Here is a 23,364-nt window from a genome sequence, read left to right on the forward strand (position 1 = left end):
GCCGGGGCCTCGCGCCGGGCAGCCCAGGGCGGCGGGTTACTTCTCCCGCCGCCAGTTCAGCGACCCACGGTTTTCCACCGTGCTCGATTCCACTTCCAGGTCGAAGCCCCGGCGCAGCAGGTACTTCAGCGTCAGCACCGAACCGGCGCCCACCATGGACACGCCATAGCCGACATACAGCTTCGGCGAAATGTACTTGCCGAAGCCGATCACCGACCCGCCCAGCGCACGCGACTGGCTCACGCCGGCATCGTCCAGGCCCAGCTTGGCGCCCAGCTGCGAGGCCAGCAGGCCACTGCCGGCCGACAGCGCGGCCGAGGCCGCGGTGACCTGCTGGGTCTGGTCGGTACTGGCGTTGGTCAGGCTGCGGCCCAGCACCAGGTAGGCCAGCGCTTCGGACTGCGACATCGCCGGGTCGGACCATACATCGGCACGCGGCTGCTGCGCGCGGCCGGTGACATCGATGCCGGCGGTGACATCCCCGATGCGCCGCTCGGCACGGATGTTGATGCGCGGATCGGAAACGACGTTGTAGTTCCAGTTGAGGTTGCCGCGGGTGATGGTCAGGTCCTGGCCATAGGCCTTGTAGCGGCCGCTGACTTCCAGGCCGCCATTGGCGGTCATCTCGCGGCCGGGCTTGGCCCAGACCTGCATCTTGCCGGTCAGCGCGCCCTTCAGGCCGAAGCCGGCCATCTTCACCTTGTCACCCAGGCTCACGGCCAGATCCATGTCCAGCGGCGATGTGCGGCTCTCCTCCGGGTCGGCCGGGTCCAGCACCACCACGTCCTCGCTGACCGAGGTACCCCGGTCCAGGCGTTCCAGGTCGATGTCCGCCTCGGGTACGTGCACGGTGCCGCGCAGTTCCATCGCGGCCTTGGCCAGGGTGAAGTCCAGGTCCGGGTTGGCGATGATGCGCAGCTCGCTGGTGTTGGACACCAGCACGTTCTCACCGTGGATCTTCAGCTGCAGCGGCTGCGCATCGCCGAACCAGGACAGGCCGCCGTCCACGTGCAGCGTGCCCTTGCCCGAATTGGCCTGCGCCACGATCTTGGCCGAGCCGTCGGGCTGGGCCACGAAGCTGCCCTTGCCCTGGTCCAGGGTCAGGCCCAGCGCCGGCAGCTCGGTCTTGAAGTTGCTCAGGTTCGCCTCGCCGCCCAGTGACGGCTGGCCGCGCGTGCCACGCAGGCTGACGTGGCCTTCGATCAACCCGGTCGGGCGCACGATGTCCGGCGAGAACAGCTCCAGCCAGTACAGGCGGGCCATGTTCAGGTACAGCTCGCCGTTGAGCGGCGCGCCCGCCTCCCAGCCGGTCTTGACCTTGGCATCGACGAAGCCGTTGCCCTGGAAGCCCATGCCCAGGTAGCCGTTGATTGCCGCCGGGGTCATGTCCAGCTTGATCGAGAACTGGTCGTAGCGCACCAGTTCGCCACGCTGCGCGTCGGTATCGCTGCGGGTGCTGGTGCCCAGGCGGACGCCACCTTCGGGGGAGCGGATGTCCACCTTGCCTTCCCAGGCGTTGCCACGCGGGCGGATCTGCGCATCGAGGTTGAGCTCGCCACGCAGGTAGATGCGGCGGCCGGACTGTGGTGGCAGCCAGGGCTGCACCAGCGACAGCGGCAGGGCATCCCCCCGCACCGTCAGGCCTTCGCGCGGCCAGTTGGCCTGCGCGCACAGCGCGCCGCCAGTGCCGGGCGCCAGGCAGGTATCGGTGAGAGTGAAGGCGCCGCCGTTGATGGCGAAGCTGGCCGGTGCACGCAGTGCCCAGGCATCGCCCTTCACCGGGGCGATGCGCAGGGTGGCCAGCTCACCGCGCCACTGCGCCCCCTGCTGGTGCACGCTGCCCTGCAGGTCCACCGCGCCCATCTCGTTGCGCGCCTGCGCCGCCAGGCGCAGGTTGGACACGCTGCCCTGGGCATCCACGTTCAGGCGTTCCAGCAGCATGCCGGCGTTGACCTGCTGGCCCTGCACGGCCAGCGTGCCGCTGTCACCGCGCCAGGGCAGCCGGCCCTTGATGCTGATCGCCTCGGCGCCGTAACCGTCCCAGCTGAGGTGGTCACCGACCAGGTCGGCGGTGATGTCCGGCGCATCGCGCGGCCCCTTCACCTGCACCTGGCCACGCAGGCCGCCATCGGCGCCGGGCAGCAGGTCACTGAGCTGCAGCGGCTCGAAGCGCGCATCGATGTCCAGGCGGTCACCCACCTTGCCCGAGGCGGTCACATGGCTGTTGCCGAGCGCCAGTTTCAGCTGGCCTTCGCCCTGGCTGCCCTGCAGGGCGAACCTGCCCTGCGCATCCAGCGCGCGCTTGCGCAGGCTGCCCTTCAGCGAAGGCAGGTCAACCGTGGCCTGGATGTCACCGCTGCTGCCGGCCGCGGCGTTGGCCGGTGGCGGTTGCTGGCGGCCGGTGGAGGCCAGCGAACCGGACAGGCGGCCATCCCAGCCCGGGGCGAAGTAGCCCGGGTCGAAATCCTGCAGCTTGGCCTTGGCATCCCACACCAGCTGCGGTGCCCAGGCCACCTGCCCTTCGACCTGCAGCTGGCCGCCGGGCGTGTCCGCCTGCAGCTCGCGGATCGAGGCCGCCTGGTCGTTGCCGCGCACGTCAAAGCGCAGCTGCGCCTTCTGCTTCTCGCGCTCGACATCGGCGCGGCCGATCGCCGCCCACGCCTTGAGCGTACCGGCCAGGCCCAGGCGGGCTTCCTTCAGCGTCACCGGCACCGGCGGTGCGCTGCTGGTGTTCGGGTCCGGTGCCGGGGTCCAGGTCAGGTGGTTGGCCACCACCGAGAAGTTGATCTTCTGGTTGTCGGCATCGCGCAGGTCGGCACTGCCCTGCAGGCGTACGTCGCCGCCCAGCGCCTTGACCACCAGCGGATCGACGTTGAGCACCTGGTCTTCCAGGCTGACCCTGGACGGGGCCAGTTCGACCACGTACTCGCCCTGCTCGGCGCGGCCCTGCAGGGTGGCATGGCCGCCCTTGCCCTCGGCACGCAGGTCCAGCGACAACGGGGCGATGGTGGTACCGGCCAGCGCCGGGCCCAGCAGCGCCAGTTCCAGCGCGTCGCTCTTCACCGAGGCCGACCAGGTGGGATCGGTGCGGCCGTCGAACACCAGCAGTGCACGCAGCGGCTTGGGCGCGCGCCCGGCCACGGCCACTTCCATATGCCCCAGGTTGCCACGCGCCACCAGGCCCACGGTGGCGGCGGTGCGGCCACGCGGCGGCGGCAGTACGGCGGTGGCGGTCACATCGGTTTCGTAATCGTTGCGCGGCAGGTACTTGCCGTCCACGCGGAAGTCACCCATGTCGGTGTCGGCCACCAGCTGGGTGGCCTTGAATTCGCCGTTGGCGATTTCCACGCCACCGCGTGCGCGCGCGATGTCGATCAGCGGCTCGCCGCCGGAGGTGATGCGGAAGCCATCGATGGCGATCGCATCGGCCTGGATCGCCAGCGGCATTTCGATCTGCGGCAGCGAATCGGGCCACGACGGCAGCGTGAACGGCTCATCGCTCTTGGCCAGGTTCAGCGTCGCGTTGGTCAGTTCCAGCTTGTCCAGCATCAGCTTGCGGCCCAGCAGCGGCCGCAGGTCCGGTTCCAGGTGTGCGCGTTCGGCGTGGAAGTGGATGTCGTCGTAGCGGAAATCGACGTTGTACAGGGTCAGCGGACCGGCCACCGGGCCGTCCACCTTGTCCCAGGTGAAGCTGGCCCCGACCGGCAGGCGCGCGACCACCTGCGCCAGCAGCACATCGCGGCCGGCCACGGTCTGCAGCAGCCAGTACACGGCCAGCAGCAGCACCAGCCCCAGGCCGACCACGCCGGCCCCGGACCATGCCCAGAAGCGGCGGCGGCGGTAGAAACGCACGCGTGGCGGCGTGGCGGCGGGTCCGTTCGCGCTCACAGGTCCGCTCCGATGTTGAGGTACAGCTGGAACTTGGAATCGGGGTTGTTCAGGCCATGGGCGACGTCGATGCGCACCGGGCCGACCGGCGATTTCCAGCGCACGCCCAGGCCGACGCCGGTATGCAGGTCGATGCTGCGGTCGAAGGCGCTGCCGGTATCGACGAACGCCGCCGCGCCCCAGGGACCGCCGTTGAAGTAATGCTCATACTCGGCCGAGCCGATCACCAGGTGCTTGGCACCCAGGGCGTACTTGTCCGGGGCCGGCGTGCGCGGGCCCACTTCGCGATAGGCGTAGCCGCGGATGCTGCGGTCGCCACCGGCGAAGAAGCGCAGGCTCGGCGGCATCGCCACCAGGTCGCTGGTCCAGGTGGTGCCGCCTTCGCCGCGCAGGATCAGGCGGTTGCTCTGGCCCACCGGCACATACCAGCGCAGCACCACGTTGGCCTGCACGAAGCTGGTGTCCGAGCCCACGCCGTCCACGCCGGTGCGCAGCGTGGCACTGCCACTGACACCCTTGCGCGGGAACAGGTTGTCATCCACGTTCACGTAGTCGGCCACCAGCTGCGGATAGACCAGCGTGGAGGTGTTGTAGACCGCGTTGGTGAACTCGGTGCCGGAGGCATAGCGCCAGCGCTCGCGCAGTGCGTTGACCGAGGCGATCGCGGTCCAGTGTTCGTTGATTTCGCCGCTGCGGCTGGCGATCAGCTTGAAGTTGCGCAGGTCGATGTAATCGGTCTGCTCGTCGTAGGCACTGGCGGCGAAGGTGTACCAGCCATCGAGCCAGTTGAAGGCGGGGATGCGGTAGCTGGTGATCAGGCTCTTGCGCTTCTGCGCATAGTCCAGCTGGGTGTTCATCTTGTGGCCGCGGTTGTTCAGGTAGCGCCGCTCGACGCCCCCGCGCACACCCGGGCCGCTCTCGCTGCCGTAGCTCAGACCGTAGGTGTAGATGCTGCGCTTGGCGCGGGTCAGGTTCACGTCCACCGGCACATCGCCGTTGTCATCGGCCTGCTCGGGGTGCGGCTGGATGTCGATGACGCTGAAGTAATCCAGCTTGGTCAGCGATTCGCGCAGGCGGTCCAGCTTGCCTTCGTGGAAGTAGCTGCCCTCCTCCCAGTACACCAGCGGGTCGAACAGCCTGTCGACGAAGTAGTCCTGGTGGAAGCGGATCGGCCCCATGTTGTAGCGGCGGCCACTGTCCCAGGTCAGGTCGATGTCGGCGGCGTTGTCGGCACGGGTGATCTCCACCTTGCGCTGGGTGTAGTCGGCATCGAAGTAACCGCGCTCGGCCAGGCGCCGGGTGATGGTGATCTTGCTGGCTTCGTACTGGGTATGTTCGAAATGCTGGCCCTTGCGCGGCTTGAACGCGGTCAGGTCGTCCTGCAGGTACTGGTCGTACATCGCCGGGCCGGTGATGTCGATGTGCTCGCGGCGCACCTTCACCGGCTCGCCCTTGTCCACGTGGATCAGCACCCGCACGGTCTCCCCCTCGCGCGGGGCTTCGACCTTGATCACCGGGTTGTAGTAGCCGAACGGCTCCAGCGCCTGGCGGGTCTGCCGTTCGGCCTGGGACAGCAGGTACTCCAGGCGTGATTCGCCCTGTTCCTTGCCGACGGTGTCGTACAGCGACAGCGAGACCTGGATGTTCTCGATGATCTCGGCGTCGTCGCCCTTGTCCAATCCCTTGATGTCCACCTTCTGGATGGTTCCGCGGGCCTGGGCCGCAGTGGCGGCAACCAGCGACAGAACCAGCAGGGGGAGGGCGAGTTTCTTTGCTTGCATGGCCACAGCATACCCAGCGAACGTGACGATGCGAAATGCACCCCGTTCTTCGCGATCGGTTGTTAAGTGGCAGTCAAAATGCGCGCCTGTGTGCGCGTTGTCTGCATGATACCGGTAGCGCCGGGCCATGCCCGGCGACTTTTCCCGGTGCCGCGCTGCGCGCGCGCCGGGCATGGCCCGGCACTACCCGAGGGTGCAGGCCCCGCAGGGCGCGGTCCGCTGGATCCATGCCATGCGTGGGCGTGCCTGTAGATCCACGCCATGCGTGGATCCGGCCCCGTTCCGGTCAGCTGGACAGGTGCTCGATCGCGGCGACCTTGCCCAGGCGTTCGCCGAGCAGGGTCAGCAGGGCCAGGCGGTTGCCACGCAGGGCCGGGTCTTCGGCATTGACCATCACGCCATCGAAGAAGGCGTCCACCTGCGGGCGCAGGCGGGCCAGGCGCGCCAGCACGGCCACATAGTCCTTCTGCTGCAGGCTGGCGCCGGTGTCGTCGATGGCCGCAGTGACCGCTTCGGCCAGCGCGCGCTCAGCGTCTTCCTGCAGCAGCGCCGGATCGATCTGCCCCGGAATGTCGCCTTCGGCTTTGCGCAGGATGTTGCGGATGCGCTTGTTGGCCGCGGCCAGCGCCTCGGCCTCGGGCAGCGCGGCAAAGGTGCCGATGGCATCAAGGCGGCGGTCGAAGTCGTACAGCGAGGCCGGCTTCAGCTCGGCCACGGCGTTGAAGTGCGTGGCCGGCACGCCCTTGTCGCTGTAGTAGCCCTTCAGGCGGTCCAGGATGAAGTCGTAAGCCTCCTCACGTACTGCACGAGGCAGCGACGCGCCACCAACCACAGAGTTTCCAACCTTGACACCGGCGTCCCGCGCTTGCTCTGCAGCGTCAGAAATCTTGCCGACATTAGTGCGCGTGAGGGCAAGCAGCGCTTGGTCAAACGCTTGATCCAGCAGCGCGCGCAGGTCCAGCTCGAACCCGCTTTCGATGATCGTGCGGGCCAGGCCCAGCGCGTTGCGGCGCAGGGCGAACGGGTCCTTGTTGCCAGTCGGCTTCAGGCCGGCGGCGAACCCACCGGCCAGCGTGTCCACGCGTTCAGCGATCGCCAGCACCTTGCCCAGCGCCGACAGCGCGATGTCATCGCCACCGAAGCGCGGCTGGTAGGCCTCATCAATGGCCAGCGCCACCTCCGGCGATTCACCACCGGCCACGGCGTAGTGGCGGCCGGCGATGCCCTGCAGTTCCGGGAACTCGTTGACCATGCGCGACTGCAGGTCGTTCTTGGCCAGCTGTGCGGCACGCTTGGCCAGCACCGGATCGGCACCGACCTGCAACGCGATCACCTCGGCCAACGCCGACACGCGTGCCACCTTGTCGGCCACGCTGCCCAGCTTGGCCTGGTAGGTCACCGTCTTCAGGCCCTCGCCCATCGATTCCAGGCCCTGCTTCAGGTCTTCGTCAAAGAAGAACTTGGCATCGGCGAAGCGCGGACGGATCACGCGCTCATAGCCCTTGGCCACTTCGGCCACATCCTTGGATTCGATGTTGGCGATGCCGATGAATTTCTCGGTCAGCTTGCCGCTGTCATCCAGCACCGGGAAGAACTTCTGGTTGATCTCCATCGTCTCGATCAGCGCTTCCTGCGGCACGGCCAGGAACGCGCGCTCGAAGCTGCACAGCACCGCCGAGGGCCATTCGACCAGGTTCACCACCTGCTCCAGGTTGTCATCGGTGATGCGGGCGCTGCCACCGGCCTGGGCGGCGGCGGCCTGCACCTCGGCCACGATGCGCGCGCGGCGCTCGGTCGGGTCGACCAGCACCTTGGCCGCGCGCAGCGATTCGACGTAGTCCTGCGGCTGGCTCAGCCACACGGTCTTGTCGTGGTGGAAGCGGTGGCCGCGGCTCATGCGGTCGGCCTTCAGGCCGAACAGTTCGGCCTCGACGATGTCCTGGCCGTGCAGCAGCACCAGCCAGTGCGCCGGGCGGGCGAAGCCCCAGCTGTGGTCACCCCAGCGCATCGGCTTGGGAATGGGCATGGCCGCGATGGCCTCACGCAGGATCTCCGGCAGCAGCGCTGCGGTGCGCGCACCCGGGGTCACGGCGCGGTGCACGAAGCGCTCGCCCTTGTTGTCGGTGGTCTTTTCCAGCGCGGTCCAGTCGATCCCGGCCTTGGCCGCAAAGCCCTGCAGGGCCTTGGTCGGTTGGCCTTCGGCGTCCAGCGCGATGTTCAGGTACGGGCCCAGCACTTCACTGCGCTGCTCGGGCTGTTCCAGGCCCACGCCCGGCAGCAGCACGGCCAGCCGGCGCGGGGTCGACAGCGGGCGCGCATCGCCCAGTTCCAGGGCAATGCCGCGCGTGCGCAGGCCCTCGACGACACCGTCGAAGAACGCCTGGGCCAGGCCCGGCAGCGCCTTGACCGGCAGCTCCTCGGTGCCCAGTTCGATCAGCAGGGGGGACAGTTGGCTCATCGGTTCGATCCTGTGGTGGGGGCGCAGCGCGCAACGCGGCCGGCGCCCCGAAGTGATGGTGGAAAGCGGCCGTCAGGCCTTCTTCGCGCCGGGGAAGCCCAGCTTCTCGCGCTGCTCGTAGTAGGCCTTGGCCACCGCCTGGGCCAGCGCGCGCACGCGCAGGATGTAGCGCTGGCGCTCGGTCACGCTGATCGCGCGGCGCGCATCGAGCAGGTTGAAGGTATGGCTGGCCTTCATCACCTGTTCGTAGGCCGGCAGCGGCAGGTTCACTTCCACCAGCTTCTGCGCCTCGCGCTCGCAGGCATCGAAGCGGTGGAACAGCTCGGCCACGTCGGCATGCTCGAAGTTGTAGGTGCTCTGCTCCACCTCGTTCTGGTGGTAGACGTCGCCGTAGGTGACCGGCTGGCCATCCGGGCCGTAGGTCCACACCAGGTCGTAGACGTTGTCGCAGTTCTGCAGGTACATGCACAGGCGCTCGAGACCGTAGGTGATCTCGCCCAGCACCGGGCGGCATTCCAGGCCACCGGCCTGCTGGAAGTAGGTGAACTGGGTCACTTCCATGCCGTTGAGCCAGACTTCCCAGCCCAGGCCCCAGGCGCCCAGGGTCGGGGATTCCCAGTTGTCCTCGACAAAGCGCAGGTCGTGCACCAGCGGGTCGATGCCCAGTGCCTTGAGCGAATCCAGGTACAGCTGCTGGATGTTGTCCGGCGCCGGCTTCATCGCCACCTGGTACTGGTAGTAGCGCTGCAGGCGGTTGGGGTTTTCGCCGTAGCGGCCGTCGGTGGGACGGCGCGAGGGCTGCACGTAGGCCGCGTTCCAGGTTTCCGGACCGATCGCACGCAGGAAGGTGGCCGGGTGGAAGGTACCGGCGCCCACTTCCAGGTCGAGCGGCTGGATCAGCACGCAGCCCTGCTGCGCCCAGTACTGGTTCAGGGTCTGGATCAGGCCCTGGAAGGTGATCGGAACGGTCGGGGTCGCGGACATTCGGACGATTCTTGGCCGGCAAAGGGGGTGCGCTAGTATAGCGACCGACCTGCGGGGCATTCCGTACCCGGGAGGAGCAGGCGGATGGAACATCGGCTGCCGGCCACGCCGGACGCTGGCCAGGGGGTGTCATTGCCACCGGGCCGCCTGCATTTCGAACAGGTTGCCGCCGCCTTGATGGCCGATGGCCTGGTGGCCGCGCATGAGCGCGAGCGGGTGCGGTTTTCCGCCCAGGGCGCACGCAATGCCAGCGAGGTGCACCCGCTGGTGCTGCTGGCCAACCTCAAGCTGGCCGCCAGCGACGGCGGCGAACTGGGCCTGGAGCGGCTGACCGAATGGCTGGCCGCACGCACCGCCACCCGCTACCTGCGCATCGACCCGACCCGCGTGGACGTACCGGCGGTGACCGCGCTGGCCTCGCACGCCTATGCGCGCCGCCACCGCTTCCTGCCGCTGGCGGTGGACAGCGAGCGCGTGCTGGTGGCCACCAGCGAGCCGCTGGCACAGGAATGGCGACGCGACCTGCAGCACCTGACCCGGCGGGTGATCGAGCTGGCGATGGTCAACCCGCTGGACCTGCACCGCTACACGATGGAGTTCTACGGCGTCACCCGCTCGGTGCGCGGCGCCCGGGGCGATGTCCGTGGCGAACCCAGCGGCACCCTGCCCAGCTTCGAGCAGCTGGTGGAACTGGGCCGCGCCGGCGACGTCAACGCCGATGACCACCATATCGTCCACATCGTCGACTGGCTGCTGCAGTACGCCTACGAACAGCGCGCCTCGGACATCCACCTGGAGCCGCGCCGCGACATGGGGCGCATGCGTTTCCGCATCGACGGGGTACTGCACAAGGTGTTCGAGGTACCGCCGGCGGTGATGACCGCCGTGGTCAGCCGCATCAAGGTGCTCGGCCGCATGGACCTGGCCGAGCGCCGGCGCCCGCAGGATGGCCGCATCAAGACCCGCTCGCCGGGCGGCCGCGAGGTCGAGATGCGCCTGTCGACCATGCCCACCGCCTTCGGCGAGAAGTGCGTGATGCGCATCTTCGACCCGGATGCCGCCTTCAAGAGCATCGACCAGCTCGGTTTCAGCCCGCAGGAGGCGGCCGGCTGGAATGCCCTGGTCGAGCGCCCGCACGGCATCGTGCTGGTCACCGGGCCGACCGGCTCGGGCAAGACGACCACGCTATATTCCACCCTCAAGCGCCTGGCCACGCCGGACGTGAACGTGTGCACGGTGGAAGACCCGATCGAAATGATCGCGCCGGAATTCAACCAGATGCAGGTGCAGGCCAACATCGACCTGGATTTCGCCAGTGGTGTGCGCACCCTGCTGCGGCAGGACCCGGACATCATCATGATCGGCGAGATCCGCGACCTGGAAACCGCGCAGATGGCGGTGCAGGCCTCGCTGACCGGGCACCTGGTGCTGTCCACCCTGCATACCAACGACGCCCCCTCGGCCATTACCCGCCTGCTCGACCTGGGGGTACCGCACTACCTGCTGGCCTCGACCCTCAACGGCATCCTGGCCCAGCGCCTGGTGCGTACGCTGTGCCCGCACTGCAAGCAGCCGCACCCCCTCGGCGCGGCCGATTGGGCGGTGCTGGCTGATAGCGATGGGGCATATCCAGATGCCGCCACGCCCTGTCGGCCGGTGGGCTGCCTGGAGTGCCGGCGCACCGGTTTCCTCGGCCGCGTCGGCCTGTATGAGCTGCTGCCATTGGGTTCGCGGCTGCGCGGGCAGATCCGCGCGGACATGGACCTGGCCGGTTTCAGCCGCGCCGCGCGGGCTGAAGGGCTGCGAACCCTGCGCCAGGCCGGGCTTGAAAAGGTGGCGCTGGGGCTGACTACAATCGAGGAAGTCCTGTCTGTCCTTCCCCCTCCGGATGAATCCAGCGCCCTTCCTGATCCTTGAAACCGGCCGCCCCGTGCAGTCGCTGCGCCGCTACGGGCGCTTCCCGCACTGGATCCGCGTGGCCGCCGGGCTGGAGGAAGCCCAGACCGTGGTGGTGGATGTCGAGCATGGCGATGCGCTGCCCGATGCCACCGGCTTTGCCGGCGTGCTGGTGACCGGCTCGGCCGCCTTCGTCACCGACCGCGCGGACTGGAGCGAACGCAGCGCCGCCTGGCTGCGCGAAACCGTGCATGCCGGCGTGCCGGTGTTCGGCATCTGCTACGGCCACCAGCTGCTGGCCCACGCGCTGGGCGGCGAGGTGGCCTACAACCCGGCCGGGCGTGAGTCGGGCACGATCGAGCTGTCGCTGGACCCGGCCGCGGCCGAAGACCCGCTGTTCGGTGGCCTGCCCGACCATTTCCCCGCCCATGCCACCCACCTGCAGACCGTGCTGCGCGCACCGGACGGGGCCGCCGTGCTGGCCCGTTCCTCGCTCGATGCCTGCCATGCCTTCCGCTGGGGCCGGCAGGCCTGGGGCGTGCAGTTCCACCCCGAATTCGCCACCCACCACATGCGCGGCTACGTGCGTGCACGCGCGGACTGCATCGGCCGCCACGGCGGCTGCGCGCGCAGCGTGGAGCGTGCGGTCAGCGCCGCACCGCTGGCCCGGCAGCTGCTGCGGCGTTTCGTGCGCCAGGCCCGGCTTGCTTCAGGTGCAGACGCCGCAAAACAGGGATAATCCGCCGGAGCGGGCCGCGTGCCCTCCCCCTGTCCCCTTCGGATGTCCATGAAAGAGATTCGCAAGCTGCCGGCCACGGCGGGCGCCCAATGGCTGCTCGACACCTTCACCATGTACGGCCGTGCGCCGCTGCAGCTGGCCCGGCTCGGCCTGGTCGGGCTGATGGTCACCTGGCTGGCCACCCTGCTGGCCGTGGTGCTTCCCACCTTCATGGGCCTGGTGGTGCAGGTGCTGTCACTGGCCATCACGCCCCTGCTGTTCGGCGGCATGCTCTACGCCATCGGTGAAATCGACCATGGCCGCCAGGGCCTGCCCGCACACCTGCTGCAGCCGATCCGCAACCACCGCGTCAGCCACCTGCTGGTGCCGATGGCCATCTACCTGCTGGCCATCATCCTGTTGGGCGCACTGCTGTACACGATGATCGGCCAGGCCGGTTTTGCGGCCTTCGGCAACGTCTGGAACAAGATGCAGGTGCTGGCGCAGAGCGGCCAGCCGATGAGCCAGGACGAGGCCATGACCTTGATGGCCGACCTGCCGGTCAAGCGCATCCTGCTGTGGGTGGTGCTGGTGATGTGCACCATGGTCGCGCTGATCATGGCCATGTTCACCCAGCCGGCGCTGGTGGTGTTCGACCGCCAGAGCGGCATGCATGCCCTGCGCCTGAGCCTGCAGGGCTGCATGGAAAACATCGGCGCGGTGCTGGTGTTCACCGTGCTTGGCCTCATCACCGGCTTCTTCACCTACCTGGGCCTGACCCTGGTCACCGGCGTGGCCATCCTGGTCGGTGGCCCGGTCGTGGCCGCCTTCCTCGGGCAGCTGATCACCTACACGGTGTTCATGCCGTTGTATGTCGGCGCGGTCTACGCGGCCTGGAAGCAGATGTTCGCCCACCGCGGGCGCGCCCCGGAGCTGCCGGAAAGCGGCCGCAGCGACATCTTCCACGCCTGACCCCATCCACGCATGGCGTGGATCTACAGGCATCACTCGCCCCAAGGTAGAGCCAGGCCATGCCTGGCTGCGCCACCAGCCCATCATCCACGCATGGCGTGGATCTACAGGCGCGTCAGTCCTGGCCGTCGTGGTGCGCGACCGGCCTGGCAGCCGAGGACGGCACCAGCCAGCGCGCCGCATGGATGCCCAGCTCGTAGAGCAGGCACATCGGGATCGCCAGCATCAGCTGCGACACCACATCCGGCGGCGTCAGCACGGCCGCCAGGATGAAGATGCCGACGATCGCATAGCCACGGCCTTCCTTGAACTGCTGTGGCGTCACCCAGCCCAGCAGCACCAGGATCACCATCGCCACCGGCAGTTCGAAGCTGCCACCGAAGGCGAAGAAGATCGCCAGCACGAAATCCAGGTAGGCGTTCGCATCCGGCGTGATCGCGATCACCTCGGGGCGGAAGGTGGTCAGGAAATGGAAGACCGCCGGCAGTACCAGGAAGTAAGCGAATGCACAGCCCAGGTAGAACAGCAGCACCGAGGACACCAGCAGCGGCACGGCCAGGCGCTTCTCGCGCGCGTACAGGCCCGGTGCCACGAACGCCCACAGCTGGTACAGCAACCACGGCACGGCCACGAACAGGGCCACGAAGAAGGTCAGCTTCAACGGCGCGAAGAACGCGCCGGCCGGATTGGTGGCGATCATCGTCTGCCCGTTGGGCAGCTGCGAGATCAGCGGTTCGGCCAGCAGCGTGTACAGCTTCTGGGTGAACGGCAGCAGCGCCAGCAGCACCACGCCCAGGCCCAGCAGCGCGCGCACCAGCCGTGCGCGCAGTTCAATCAGGTGTTCCACCAGCGAGCTTTCGCCGAAATCATGCCCGCTCATGGCTGGCGCTCCGTGGGGGTCGTCGGGGCCGGTGGTGGCGCCTCGGCGCCGGGCGGCAACGGGCCGGTGGCCAGCGGGGTGTCATGCGGGGCCGTCGTGTGCGGCGGGGCCTCGGCCGCTGCCGGTGCGCGCACGTCCTCGGCCAGCGCCTGGCCGTGCGCATCGGCACGCTGCATCTCCCGGCGCACGGCTTCGCCGCTGGCGCGCAGCTGTGCCTCGGTATCCTGCATGCCCTGGCGCACGTCCTGCATCTGCCGCTTCAATTCCTCGGCCTGCAGTTCGCGTTCCAGTTCCTGTTTGACCGAATCCCACTGGTTGCGCGCGCGGCGCACCCACAGCCCGGCAAAGCGCGCCGCCTTGGGCAGGCGCTCGGGGCCGAGCACCACCAGGGCGACCACGGCAATGACCAGCAGTTCGCTGAAACCAATATCGAACACCGCACCCGCTCCAATCAGCGCGGGTTGCGGTCGTGCTCGTCCTGCGTGCTGCGCGCGGCATCCTGGCTGCGCGATTCATCGCCCAGCTGCGCGGCGGGCTTGTCGTCGTCGCGCATGCCCTTCTTGAATTCCTTCACCGCCGAGCCGAGGTCCTTGGCGCCGCTGGTCAGTCGCTTGGTGCCGAACACCAGCAGGACGATGGCCAGGACGACCAACCAATGCCAGATGCTGAAACTGCCCATGGGATCGCTCGCGTTACGTAGTGGTCAGGCTGTCGAGCATAGCGCACCGGTGCTGTACCGGCGCGCATGTCGGAAGTCAGTTCCCGCCCAGCTGCTCGGTCCGGACCTCGCCTTCACCCACCGGCTGGAAGCCCTGCTGCTGCGCCGGCTGGCCCTGCGGCGCGGCCTGCAGCGGCGCGGTGGTGGCCTCGGCGGCCGGCGGCGGCGCCTGAACAGGCGCCGGAGCGCTCTGGCGCGCGGCCGGGGCCGGCGTGCCGCCGCGGCTGTTGCGCGCGGCGTAGGTCGCCTCTTCCAGGCGGTCACGGAAGGCCACCACGTCCATCGACGGGGTGCCCGGGGCACGGCCTTCGAAGATCATCCGCGGCGTGGTGTTGCTGCCGTAGGCATCAAGGTTGGCGGCATCGTCGATCTGCAGGACGGCGCCGTCCAGGGCGACACCGGCGAACAGGCCACGGGCACGCGACCAGGACCAGATTTCGGCCTTCAGCTGACCATCGGTGGCGGCCGCGGCGTTGCGGCCCACCGGGCCGGCGGCCACGCCGGCATCGGCGCCCAGGGTGAACTTGCCGTTGACCAGATTGTCCAGGCTGCGGTCGTTGCGGAACACCAGCACCACGTCGGACGACTGCACACCGGCCTGGAAGCCGATGCTGCCGCCGGTAAGCTTGATGAACACCGGGTTGGACCACTCGCCGTTGGCCATGCGGACCGACATCAGGCCATGGCCGCGGCGGCCGCCGATGACCAGACCGGCCTTGATCGTGTCGGGAATGACGATGACCGCGCGGCCTTCGTCGAGCAGCTTGTCGGGGATTCCCTGCTCGGGAATGCCCTGGATTTCGGCCAGCACGCGTACCGCGTTGCGGGCGCGCTGGTCTTCCTGGGGTCCGGCCATGGCCTGGCTGGACAGCAGGCTGGCGGCGATCAGCAGGGCAAAGATCGGGCGACGCATGTCAGGCTCCAGATGTCAGTCCATAGGAAGATATAGCAAGTGACTGAAATTAGTAGCGTTGGCATGAATCGCCAATGAGCATCGCCTGTTCGGATAGGTGCAGACGATGGCCCCTATTCAGAACGGCATCGCCGTCATGCCATGGGATCGGCGACAATGGCCGCCATGCTCGACGCACCTGATACCGCTGTGCTCGCGGTCAACCTGGGCACGCCCGACACGCCAACGGCTCCGGCCGTGCGTCGTTATCTGGCTGAATTCCTGTCCGACCCCCGCGTGGTCTCGATTCCGGCCCTGCTCTGGCAGCCCCTGCTGCGCGGGCTGATCCTGCCGCTGCGCAGCGGCCGCTCGGCCGCCAAGTACGCCCAGGTGTGGCTGCCCGACGGCTCGCCGCTGATGGTGCATACGCGCCAGCTGGCGCAGGCCATGCAGACGCTGGTGCCGGAAATGATCGTGCGCCCGGCCATGCGCTATGGCCAGCCGGCATTGGCCGCCGAACTGGACCGCCTGGCGGCCGAGGGGGTGCGCCGGATCGTGGTGCTGCCGCTGTACCCGCAGTACTCCACCACCACCACCGCATCGGTCGAGGACCGCGTGCGCGACTGGCAGATGCGCCATCCGCAGGTGACCGTCACCCTGGTCCGTGATTACGCGACCGACCCGGACTGGGTCAGCGCGGTGGCCGATTCGATCCGCCGTTACTGGCAGCAGCATGGCCGCGGCGACAGGCTGGTGTTTTCCTTCCACGGCATTCCCCAGCGGCTGGCCGATGCCGGTGATCCGTACCCGCAGCGCTGCGAAGCCAGTGCGCAGGCGATCGCCGCGGCGCTCGGCCTGGGCCAACAGGACTGGCAGCTGGGCTACCAGTCGCGGTTCGGCCGCGAACGCTGGCTGCAGCCCTATGCCGAGCCCAGCCTGTGGGCGCTGGCCGAGGCCGGCGTAAAGCGGATCGACGTGGTCTGCCCCGGTTTCGCCACCGACTGTCTGGAAACGCTGGAAGAAGTGGCCCTCGGTTTCACCGAAACGCTGGCCGAACGCGGCGCCAGCATGCATTACATCCCCTGCCTGAATGCCGACCCGGAACATGCGCGCGCACTGGCGCGGCTGGCCGTCGCCAGCCTGACATGAGCCTGCAGCCGTTTGAACTGCAGGTGGCCGGTGCCCGGGCCTGCGGCCTGCGCCGGCCGGGTCCGGGGCCCCGCGTGCTGGCGCTGCACGGCTGGCTGGACAATGCCGCCAGCTTCGTTCCGCTGGCGCCGCACCTGCCCGGCCCGGACCTGGTACTGCTGGACCTGCCCGGCCACGGCCACAGCGCACACCTGCCCGCCGGCGCCAGCTACACCACGCAAGCGGCGATCTGCCATGTGCTTGATGTGGCCGACGCGCTGGGCTGGGAGCGCTTCACCCTGCTCGGCCATTCGATGGGTGCCGGCATCGCCAGCCTGACCGCGGCGGTCTCCGATCGCATCGAGCGCCTGATCGCGATCGAAGCCCTCGGTGGCCTGCGCGGCCCGGAAGAAGAAACCGCGCAGCGCCTGCGCGACCACGTGCAGTCCAGCCGTGCACTGGCGCGCAAGCAACTGCGCGTGTTCCCCGACCTGGCCGCGCCGATCCGTGCACGCATGATGGCCAACCAGCTCAGCGAGGCCAGCGCCCGCCTGCTGGTCGAACGCGGTGTGGAACCGGTGGACGGCGGCTACCGCTGGTGCAGCGATCCGCGCCTGATGCTGCCCACCGCCATCCGCCTCAGCGAAGCGCAGATCGACAACCTGCTGCAGGCCATCGCCTGCCCGGTGCAGGTGATCTACGCCACGCCCGCACAGCCGTACTACCCCGAACCCCTGCGCAGCGAGCGACTGCGCCATCTGCGCGATGGCCGCGTGGCCGTGTTCCCCGGCAACCATCATCTGCACATGGAAGGCCCGGCCGAAGTCGCCGCCGTCATCCGGCCCTTCCTGGACACCCCCGCCGCCTGAGCGCGGCCGCGGACCTTCATCCTGCCCGCCTGCGGCCGATAACCGAGTAGCGGGGTGCCCTGCGCGCCGCCGGGGTGGCTGTTGGCTGCCCTGCCCGTTCCAGGCCAGGCAAGGAAGACCGCATGTCCGCTGCATCACACCGTGGCCCCAGGAAGGGGACCGGTGCACCGCTTCTTCGGGACCGCTTGCGTCCCCTCCCCCATTGCCCGTTTCGATGCCACGCAGCCCCGGCAGGTCCGCTGCTGCGTGCGGTCGTGCCCGCTCGTTGATCCAGGAGTTGCCGATGTCCGCCGTGCCCGCCCCTTCCCTTGACCGCACGCCCCTGCCCTACCTGCGCCAACTGGCAGGGCGTGCCGATCGTGTCGCCCTGCTGGCCAGCGTGCTGCTGGCTGTTGCCGGCCTAGCACTGGGCCTGTCCGGCCAGCGCGCTCCGTGGCTGTTGGCCGTGGTGGGCGTGCCGCTGTTGCCGGCCGCGCTGCTGGCCTGGCGGCAGGCCGGCAGCGCCTGGACGGGGACTGTCCAGGGTGGGCTGCTGGGCCTGCAGGTCGCCGCCCTGAGCGCGATCGCCGGGCAGTCGCCGGCCCTGGCCGTGACCGTGCTGCTGGCGGCGCTGCTGGGCTACCGCGATCCCCGCCCACTGTACGCGGCCGCCATCGTGGGCATGGCCGCGGCGTGCGCGCATGCCGCGTTCTCGCCCGTCGTCGTGGCATCCCTGCTGCCGGTCGTGCTGCTGCTGGTACTGGCGGTACTGCTGGTACGCGGCGCACGGCGCCTGCACCAGCAGACCGAGATGCTGGGCCAGGGCCCACGCCGCCTGGCGGCGCTGGCGCGGGCGATCGCCACCGGCGGCGCGCTGGACAGCCACGTCGATGCGGGCGGCCATGTGCGTGGCACGCTGGCCCATGCCCTGGCCGATACCGCGCGCCACGTGCAGGCGCAGCGCGAACGCGAGCAGGACACCCACCAGGAGAACGCGCAGATCCGCCAGGCACTGGATGCCTCGCGCACGGCGATGATGATTGCCGACACCGACCATGTGATCCGCTACGTGAACCGCTCGGTGGTGGCCCTGCTGCGGCATCAGCAGGCAACGCTGCGCCAGGCCTTCCCGGATTTCGATGCCGACCGTCTGGTGGGCAGCAGCATCCATCGCTTCCATGCCCATCCCGACCGCATCCGCGGCATCCTCGACACCCTGCAGGGTGCCCACCATGGCAAGGTCCGCATCGGCGAGGTGCATTTCGCGCAGGTGGTGACACCGGTCTTCGGCAGCCAGGGCCAGCGGTTGGGCTTTGCGGTGGAATGGCACGACCGCACCGAGGAACTGCAGCTGGAAAACGCCGTGGCCGGCATCGTCGAAGCCGCTTCCCGGGGTGACCTGCAGCAGCGCCTGCAGGCGGCCGAGGGCGCCAGCTTCCTGGACGGCCTGACCGGCGGCATCAACCAGCTGCTGTCCACGTTCGGCGGTACCGTGGAAGAAGCCCGGCGGATGCTGGCGGCCCTGGCCAATGGTGAACTCGACCAGCGCATGCAGGGGGATTACCAGGGCGCGTTCGCCGACATGCAGCGCGACGCCAACACCACCGCTGCGCAGTTGGCGCGCATGGTCGGGCACATCCAGCAGTGCGCGCAGGCCATCGACACCGCCGCGCAGGAAATCGCCGCCGGCAACAGCGCACTGTCCGAACGCAGCGAACGGCAGGCGGCGCATCTGCAGGAGACGGCTGCGTCGATGGAGGAGCTCACCGCCACGGTCCGTCAGAACGCCGCGCATGCGCGCCAGGCCAGCGGCCTGGCCGATGCGACCCAGCAGGCGGCCAGCGATGGCAACACCGCCATGCAGCGGGTGGTGCAGACCATGCAGTCCATCGAGGCGGCCTCGCGCCGTATCGGCGACATCACCACGGTGATCGATGGCATCGCCTTCCAGACCAACATCCTGGCACTGAATGCCGCCGTGGAAGCGGCACGCGCCGGCGAGCAGGGCCGCGGCTTTGCCGTGGTGGCCAGCGAAGTGCGCACCCTGGCACAGCGTTCGGCCAGCGCCGCCAAGGAGATCAAGGGCCTGATCGACAACGCCAGCGCGCAGGTCGGCGAGGGGGCGCAACTGGTGGCCGACGCGGGCGAACGCATGGGGGTCATTGTCGAAGGGGTGGGGGATGTGACGCGCCTGATGGGGGAGATTTCTGCGGCGTCACAGCAACAGGCCAGTGGCATCGAACTGATCAATCAGACGGTGGTGCAGATGGATCAGGCGACACAGCAGAACGCTGCGCTGGTGGAAGAGGCCACGGCGGCAGCCCGCGAACTGCAGGGCCATGCGGGGCAGCTGACGGAGGCCGTCGCGGTGTTCCAGCACCGCTGATCGCGCCTGCCATCGCTGCCGGATCAGAACGCCGCGCGCAGCGCGGCGTTCTTTTTTTGCGTCGTGGCAGGCACCAGGTAGGCACGCGTGGCGTGGGGTTGCCGGCATGCCGCATTGGTCCGTGCACCCCGTCTCCACGCATGCTACCGATGCGCCGGTTACGGGTAGCGCCAGGCCATGCCTGGCTGCGGTGTGCCGATCATGCGGGGGCCCACGCCACGCATCCACGCATCCACGCATGGCGTGGATCTACCCGACCACATTCCGGCACCCGTATCCACATGCGGGGGATATAGCGATGCGCCGGTTACCGGTAGTGCCAGGCCATGCCTGGCTGCGGTGTGTCCATATTCGGCAGGCAAAGAAAAACCCCGCTGCGTGAGCAGCGGGGTTTTTGGGTGAAAACCCTGGCGATGACCTACTCTCGCATGGCTTGAGCCACACTACCATCGGCGCAGCTGCGTTTCACTTCCGAGTTCGGGATGGGATCGGGTGGGGCCACAGCGCTAATTTCACCAGGGAGGCTTTTGGAGAGTCGCACTCGTCCCGATGGGACAAGGCGCCAGCCTCGCATAGTTCTTGTGACGTAGCGTGCACTTGGATGCTCTTACGACGCTGTCGTAAAGCCAAGGCAACTTGAGGTTATATGGTCAAGCCGCACGGATCATTAGTATCAGTTAGCTCAATGCATTGCTGCACTTACACACCTGACCTATCAACCACGTAGTCTACATGGTTCCTTTAGGGGGCTTGTGCCCCGGGAGATCTCATCTTGAGGCGCGCTTCCCGCTTAGATGCTTTCAGCGGTTATCGCTTCCGAACATAGCTACCCGGCAATGCCACTGGCGTGACAACCGGAACACCAGAGGTTCGTCCACTCCGGTCCTCTCGTACTAGGAGCAGCCCCTCTCAAATCTCCAACGCCCATGGCAGATAGGGACCGAACTGTCTCACGACGTTCTGAACCCAGCTCGCGTACCACTTTAAATGGCGAACAGCCATACCCTTGGGACCGACTACAGCCCCAGGATGTGATGAGCCGACATCGAGGTGCCAAACACCGCCGTCGATATGAACTCTTGGGCGGTATCAGCCTGTTATCCCCGGAGTACCTTTTATCCGTTGAGCGATGGCCCTTCCATACAGAACCACCGGATCACTAAGTCCTAGTTTCCTACCTGCTTGATCCGTCGATCTTGCAGTCAAGCACGCTTATGCCTTTGCACACAGTGCGCGATGTCCGACCGCGCTGAGCGTACCTTCGAGCTCCTCCGTTACTCTTTAGGAGGAGACCGCCCCAGTCAAACTACCCACCATACACGGTCCCCGACCCAGATAATGGGCCCAGGTTAGAACGTCAAGCACGACAGGGTGGTATTTCAAGGATGGCTCCACTGCAGCTAGCGCCACAGTTTCATAGCCTCCCACCTATCCTACACAGACGAACTCAACGTTCAGTGTAAAGCTATAGTAAAGGTTCACGGGGTCTTTCCGTCTTGCCACGGGAACGCTGCATCTTCACAGCGATTTCAATTTCACTGAGTCTCGGGTGGAGACAGCGCCGCTGTCGTTACGCCATTCGTGCAGGTCGGAACTTACCCGACAAGGAATTTCGCTACCTTAGGACCGTTATAGTTACGGCCGCCGTTTACTGGGGCTTCGATCAAGAGCTTCGCCTTGCGGCTGACCCCATCAATTAACCTTCCAGCACCGGGCAGGCGTCACACCCTATACGTCCACTTTCGTGTTTGCAGAGTGCTGTGTTTTTGATAAACAGTCGCAGCGGCCTGGTTACTGCGACCCTCGATAGCTTGTGCTCGCATGAGCCACCATCAAGGGTGCACCTTCTCCCGAAGTTACGGTGCCATGTTGCCTAGTTCCTTCACCCGAGTTCTCTCAAGCGCCTGAGAATTCTCATCCTACCCACCTGTGTCGGTTTACGGTACGGTCTGCGTAAGCTGAAGCTTAGGAGCTTTTCCTGGAAGCGTGGTATCAGTGACTTCGCCATAAAGGCTCGTCTCGGTGCTCGGTCTTAAAGGATCCCGGATTTGCCAAAGATCCAAACCTACCGCCTTTCCCCAGGACAACCAACGCCTGGTACACCTAACCTTCTCCGTCCCTCCATCGCACTTACGCGAGGTGCAGGAATATTAACCTGCTTCCCATCGACTACGACTTTCGTCCTCGCCTTAGGGGCCGACTCACCCTGCGCCGATTAACGTTGCGCAAGGAAACCTTGGGCTTTCGGCGTGCGGGTTTTTCACCCGCATTATCGTTACTCATGTCAGCATTCGCACTTCCGATACCTCCAGCAGACTTCTCAATCCACCTTCAACGGCTTACGGAACGCTCCTCTACCGCGCATAACAAAGTTATGCACCCCAAGCTTCGGTTCTGTGCTTAGCCCCGTTAAATCTTCCCCGCAGACCGACTCGACCAGTGAGCTATTACGCTTTCTTTAAAGGGTGGCTGCTTCTAAGCCAACCTCCTGGCTGTCTGTGCCTTTCCACATGGTTTTCCACTTAGCACAAAATTTGGGACCTTAGCTGTGGGTCTGGGTTGTTTCCCTTTTCACGACGGACGTTAGCACCCGCCGTGTGTCTCCCATACAGTCCGTCTCGGTATTCGGAGTTTGCAATGGTTTGGTAAGTCGCGATGACCCCCTAGCCATAACAGTGCTCTACCCCCGAGAGGATACATATGAGGCGCTACCTAAATAGCTTTCGAGGAGAACCAGCTATCTCCGGGTTCGATTAGCTTTTCACTCCTAATCACACCTCATCCCCTACCTTTGCAACGGGAGTGGGTTCGGGCCTCCAGTGCGTGTTACCGCACCTTCACCCTGGGCATGACTAGATCACCCGGTTTCGGGTCTACTGCCCGCGACTATGCGCCCTTATCAGACTCGGTTTCCCTTCGCCTCCCCTATACGGTTAAGCTTGCCACGAACAGTAAGTCGCTGACCCATTATACAAAAGGTACGCAGTCACCCTTGCGGGCTCCTACTGCTTGTACGCACACGGTTTCAGGTTCTATTTCACTCCCCTCTCCGGGGTTCTTTTCGCCTTTCCCTCACGGTACTGGTTCACTATCGGTCGGTCAGTAGTATTTAGCCTTGGAGGATGGTCCCCCCATGTTCAGACAGGGTTTCACGTGCCCCGCCCTACTCGTCTTCACTGGAATGGCCCTTTCAGATACAGGGCTATCACCTTCTATGGCCACTCTTTCCAGAGTGTTTTCCTAGAACCAATCCAGCTTAAGGGCTAGTCCGCGTTCGCTCGTCGCTACTGACGGAATCTCGGTTGATTTCTTTTCCTCTGGTTACTTAGATATTTCAGTTCACCAGGTTCGCTTCCAGCAGCTATGTATTCACTGCAGGATACCCGCAAGCGGGTGGGTTTCCCCATTCGGACATTACCGGATCAAAGCTTGTTGCCAGCTCCCCGATACTTTTCGCAGGCTGCCACGTCCTTCATCGCCTCTGACCGCCAAGGCATCCACCGTGTGCGCTTATTCGCTTGACCATATAACCGCAAGTTGCCTTGGGTATAGTTGATCCAGGGGTACAAAGCCTGGATACGAATATAACGACTCAATTAATAAAGAGACTTACGTCTCTCGCCTTAGCCTCACGACACGTCTGATAGAACATCTCAAACGCTCGCTACGTCACAAGTTTTAAAAGAACACGAACCAGCCACAGTGCTGATGCGTATATAAGATCGAATGTATGCGTCATTCAGAGAATGGTGGGTCTGGGAGGACTCGAACCACCGACCTCACCCTTATCAGGGGTGCGCTCTAACCACCTGAGC

At 66.6% G+C, this 23,364-nt stretch carries 14 protein-coding genes, 1 tRNA gene and 2 rRNA genes (1 of these 17 running past the window's edge); 6 read left to right on the top strand and 11 right to left on the bottom strand.

Going from position 1 to position 23,364, the window contains the following annotated elements; translation table 11 throughout:
- Positions 1-36: 36 nt before the first annotated feature.
- From Q9R17_RS07920 to glyQ, 4 genes are all read right to left on the bottom strand, one after another.
- Entirely contained in the window at positions 37-3,888 is a 3,852-nt protein-coding gene (locus Q9R17_RS07920; RefSeq protein WP_308157874.1) for a translocation/assembly module TamB domain-containing protein, read from the bottom strand.
- Positions 3,885-5,669, bottom strand: coding sequence for an autotransporter assembly complex family protein (locus tag Q9R17_RS07925; protein ID WP_308157875.1), 1,785 nt, complete (start codon positions 5,667-5,669; stop codon positions 3,885-3,887). Before Q9R17_RS07925 ends, Q9R17_RS07920 begins: the two co-directional genes overlap by 4 nt.
- A 286-nt stretch (positions 5,670-5,955) precedes the next feature.
- The gene (gene glyS, locus Q9R17_RS07930; RefSeq protein ID WP_308157876.1) at positions 5,956-8,127 is read right to left on the bottom strand and encodes a glycine--tRNA ligase subunit beta; all 2,172 of its coding nucleotides are present in this window, start codon (positions 8,125-8,127) and stop codon (positions 5,956-5,958) included.
- Positions 8,128-8,199: 72 nt separating this feature from the next.
- Complete coding sequence (gene glyQ / locus Q9R17_RS07935) at positions 8,200-9,111, bottom strand: glycine--tRNA ligase subunit alpha (RefSeq protein WP_308157877.1); 912 nt, start codon at positions 9,109-9,111, stop codon at positions 8,200-8,202.
- An 84-nt stretch (positions 9,112-9,195) separates the two neighbouring features.
- Between glyQ and Q9R17_RS07940 the strand changes: the two genes are divergently transcribed.
- Genes Q9R17_RS07940 through Q9R17_RS07950 form a run of 3 tightly spaced genes read left to right on the top strand, consistent with a single transcriptional unit; the run spans position 9,196 to position 12,697 of the window.
- Positions 9,196-11,028 carry a GspE/PulE family protein gene (locus tag Q9R17_RS07940; protein ID WP_308157878.1) on the top strand — a complete coding sequence of 611 codons (1,833 nt, stop codon included), beginning with the start codon at positions 9,196-9,198 and terminating at the stop codon, positions 11,026-11,028.
- Complete coding sequence (locus Q9R17_RS07945) at positions 11,000-11,746, top strand: glutamine amidotransferase (RefSeq protein WP_308157879.1); 747 nt, start codon at positions 11,000-11,002, stop codon at positions 11,744-11,746. The genes Q9R17_RS07940 and Q9R17_RS07945 overlap by 29 nt, the downstream gene beginning before the upstream one ends.
- A 48-nt stretch (positions 11,747-11,794) precedes the next feature.
- Positions 11,795-12,697: a BPSS1780 family membrane protein gene (locus Q9R17_RS07950; RefSeq protein ID WP_308157880.1), complete on the top strand. Its 903-nt coding sequence runs from the start codon at positions 11,795-11,797 to the stop codon at positions 12,695-12,697.
- Positions 12,698-12,812: 115 nt separating this feature from the next.
- Here the strand turns inward: Q9R17_RS07950 and tatC are convergent, their stop codons facing one another.
- From tatC to Q9R17_RS07970, 4 genes are all read right to left on the bottom strand, one after another.
- Positions 12,813-13,577 (bottom strand): twin-arginine translocase subunit TatC, encoded by a 765-nt coding sequence (tatC, locus tag Q9R17_RS07955; RefSeq protein ID WP_308157881.1) that lies wholly within the window; start codon positions 13,575-13,577, stop codon positions 12,813-12,815.
- Complete coding sequence (gene tatB, locus Q9R17_RS07960; protein WP_308157882.1) at positions 13,574-14,014, bottom strand: Sec-independent protein translocase protein TatB; 441 nt, start codon at positions 14,012-14,014, stop codon at positions 13,574-13,576. The genes tatC and tatB overlap by 4 nt, the downstream gene beginning before the upstream one ends.
- Before the next feature lie 14 nt (positions 14,015-14,028).
- Entirely contained in the window at positions 14,029-14,256 is a 228-nt protein-coding gene (gene tatA / locus Q9R17_RS07965) for a Sec-independent protein translocase subunit TatA (RefSeq protein WP_308157883.1), read from the bottom strand.
- A gap of 76 nt (positions 14,257-14,332) precedes the next feature.
- Complete coding sequence (locus tag Q9R17_RS07970; protein WP_308157884.1) at positions 14,333-15,208, bottom strand: YSC84-related protein; 876 nt, start codon at positions 15,206-15,208, stop codon at positions 14,333-14,335.
- Between the two features lie 165 nt (positions 15,209-15,373).
- Between Q9R17_RS07970 and hemH the strand changes: the two genes are divergently transcribed.
- The 3 genes from hemH to Q9R17_RS07985 all read left to right on the top strand — a co-directional run bounded on the left by hemH (position 15,374) and on the right by Q9R17_RS07985 (position 19,549).
- Complete coding sequence (hemH, locus tag Q9R17_RS07975; protein WP_308157885.1) at positions 15,374-16,336, top strand: ferrochelatase; 963 nt, start codon at positions 15,374-15,376, stop codon at positions 16,334-16,336.
- The gene (locus tag Q9R17_RS07980) at positions 16,333-17,184 is read left to right on the top strand and encodes an alpha/beta hydrolase (protein WP_308157886.1); all 852 of its coding nucleotides are present in this window, start codon (positions 16,333-16,335) and stop codon (positions 17,182-17,184) included. The genes hemH and Q9R17_RS07980 overlap by 4 nt, the downstream gene beginning before the upstream one ends.
- A gap of 283 nt (positions 17,185-17,467) precedes the next feature.
- Positions 17,468-19,549 carry a methyl-accepting chemotaxis protein gene (locus Q9R17_RS07985; protein ID WP_308157887.1) on the top strand — a complete coding sequence of 694 codons (2,082 nt, stop codon included), beginning with the start codon at positions 17,468-17,470 and terminating at the stop codon, positions 19,547-19,549.
- Between the two features lie 405 nt (positions 19,550-19,954).
- On the opposite strand, the gene rrf is transcribed toward Q9R17_RS07985, so the two are convergent.
- From rrf to Q9R17_RS08000, 3 genes are all read right to left on the bottom strand, one after another.
- Positions 19,955-20,069, bottom strand: a 5S ribosomal RNA gene (rrf, locus tag Q9R17_RS07990).
- A 126-nt stretch (positions 20,070-20,195) separates the two neighbouring features.
- Positions 20,196-23,073: ribosomal RNA gene (locus Q9R17_RS07995) — 23S ribosomal RNA — on the bottom strand.
- A gap of 223 nt (positions 23,074-23,296) precedes the next feature.
- Positions 23,297-23,364: transfer RNA gene (locus tag Q9R17_RS08000), tRNA-Ile, on the bottom strand (it continues 9 nt past the right edge of the window).

The organism is Stenotrophomonas sp. 24(2023) (genome assembly GCF_030913365.1).
In the GTDB taxonomy this organism is placed as follows: Bacteria; Pseudomonadota; Gammaproteobacteria; order Xanthomonadales; family Xanthomonadaceae; genus Stenotrophomonas.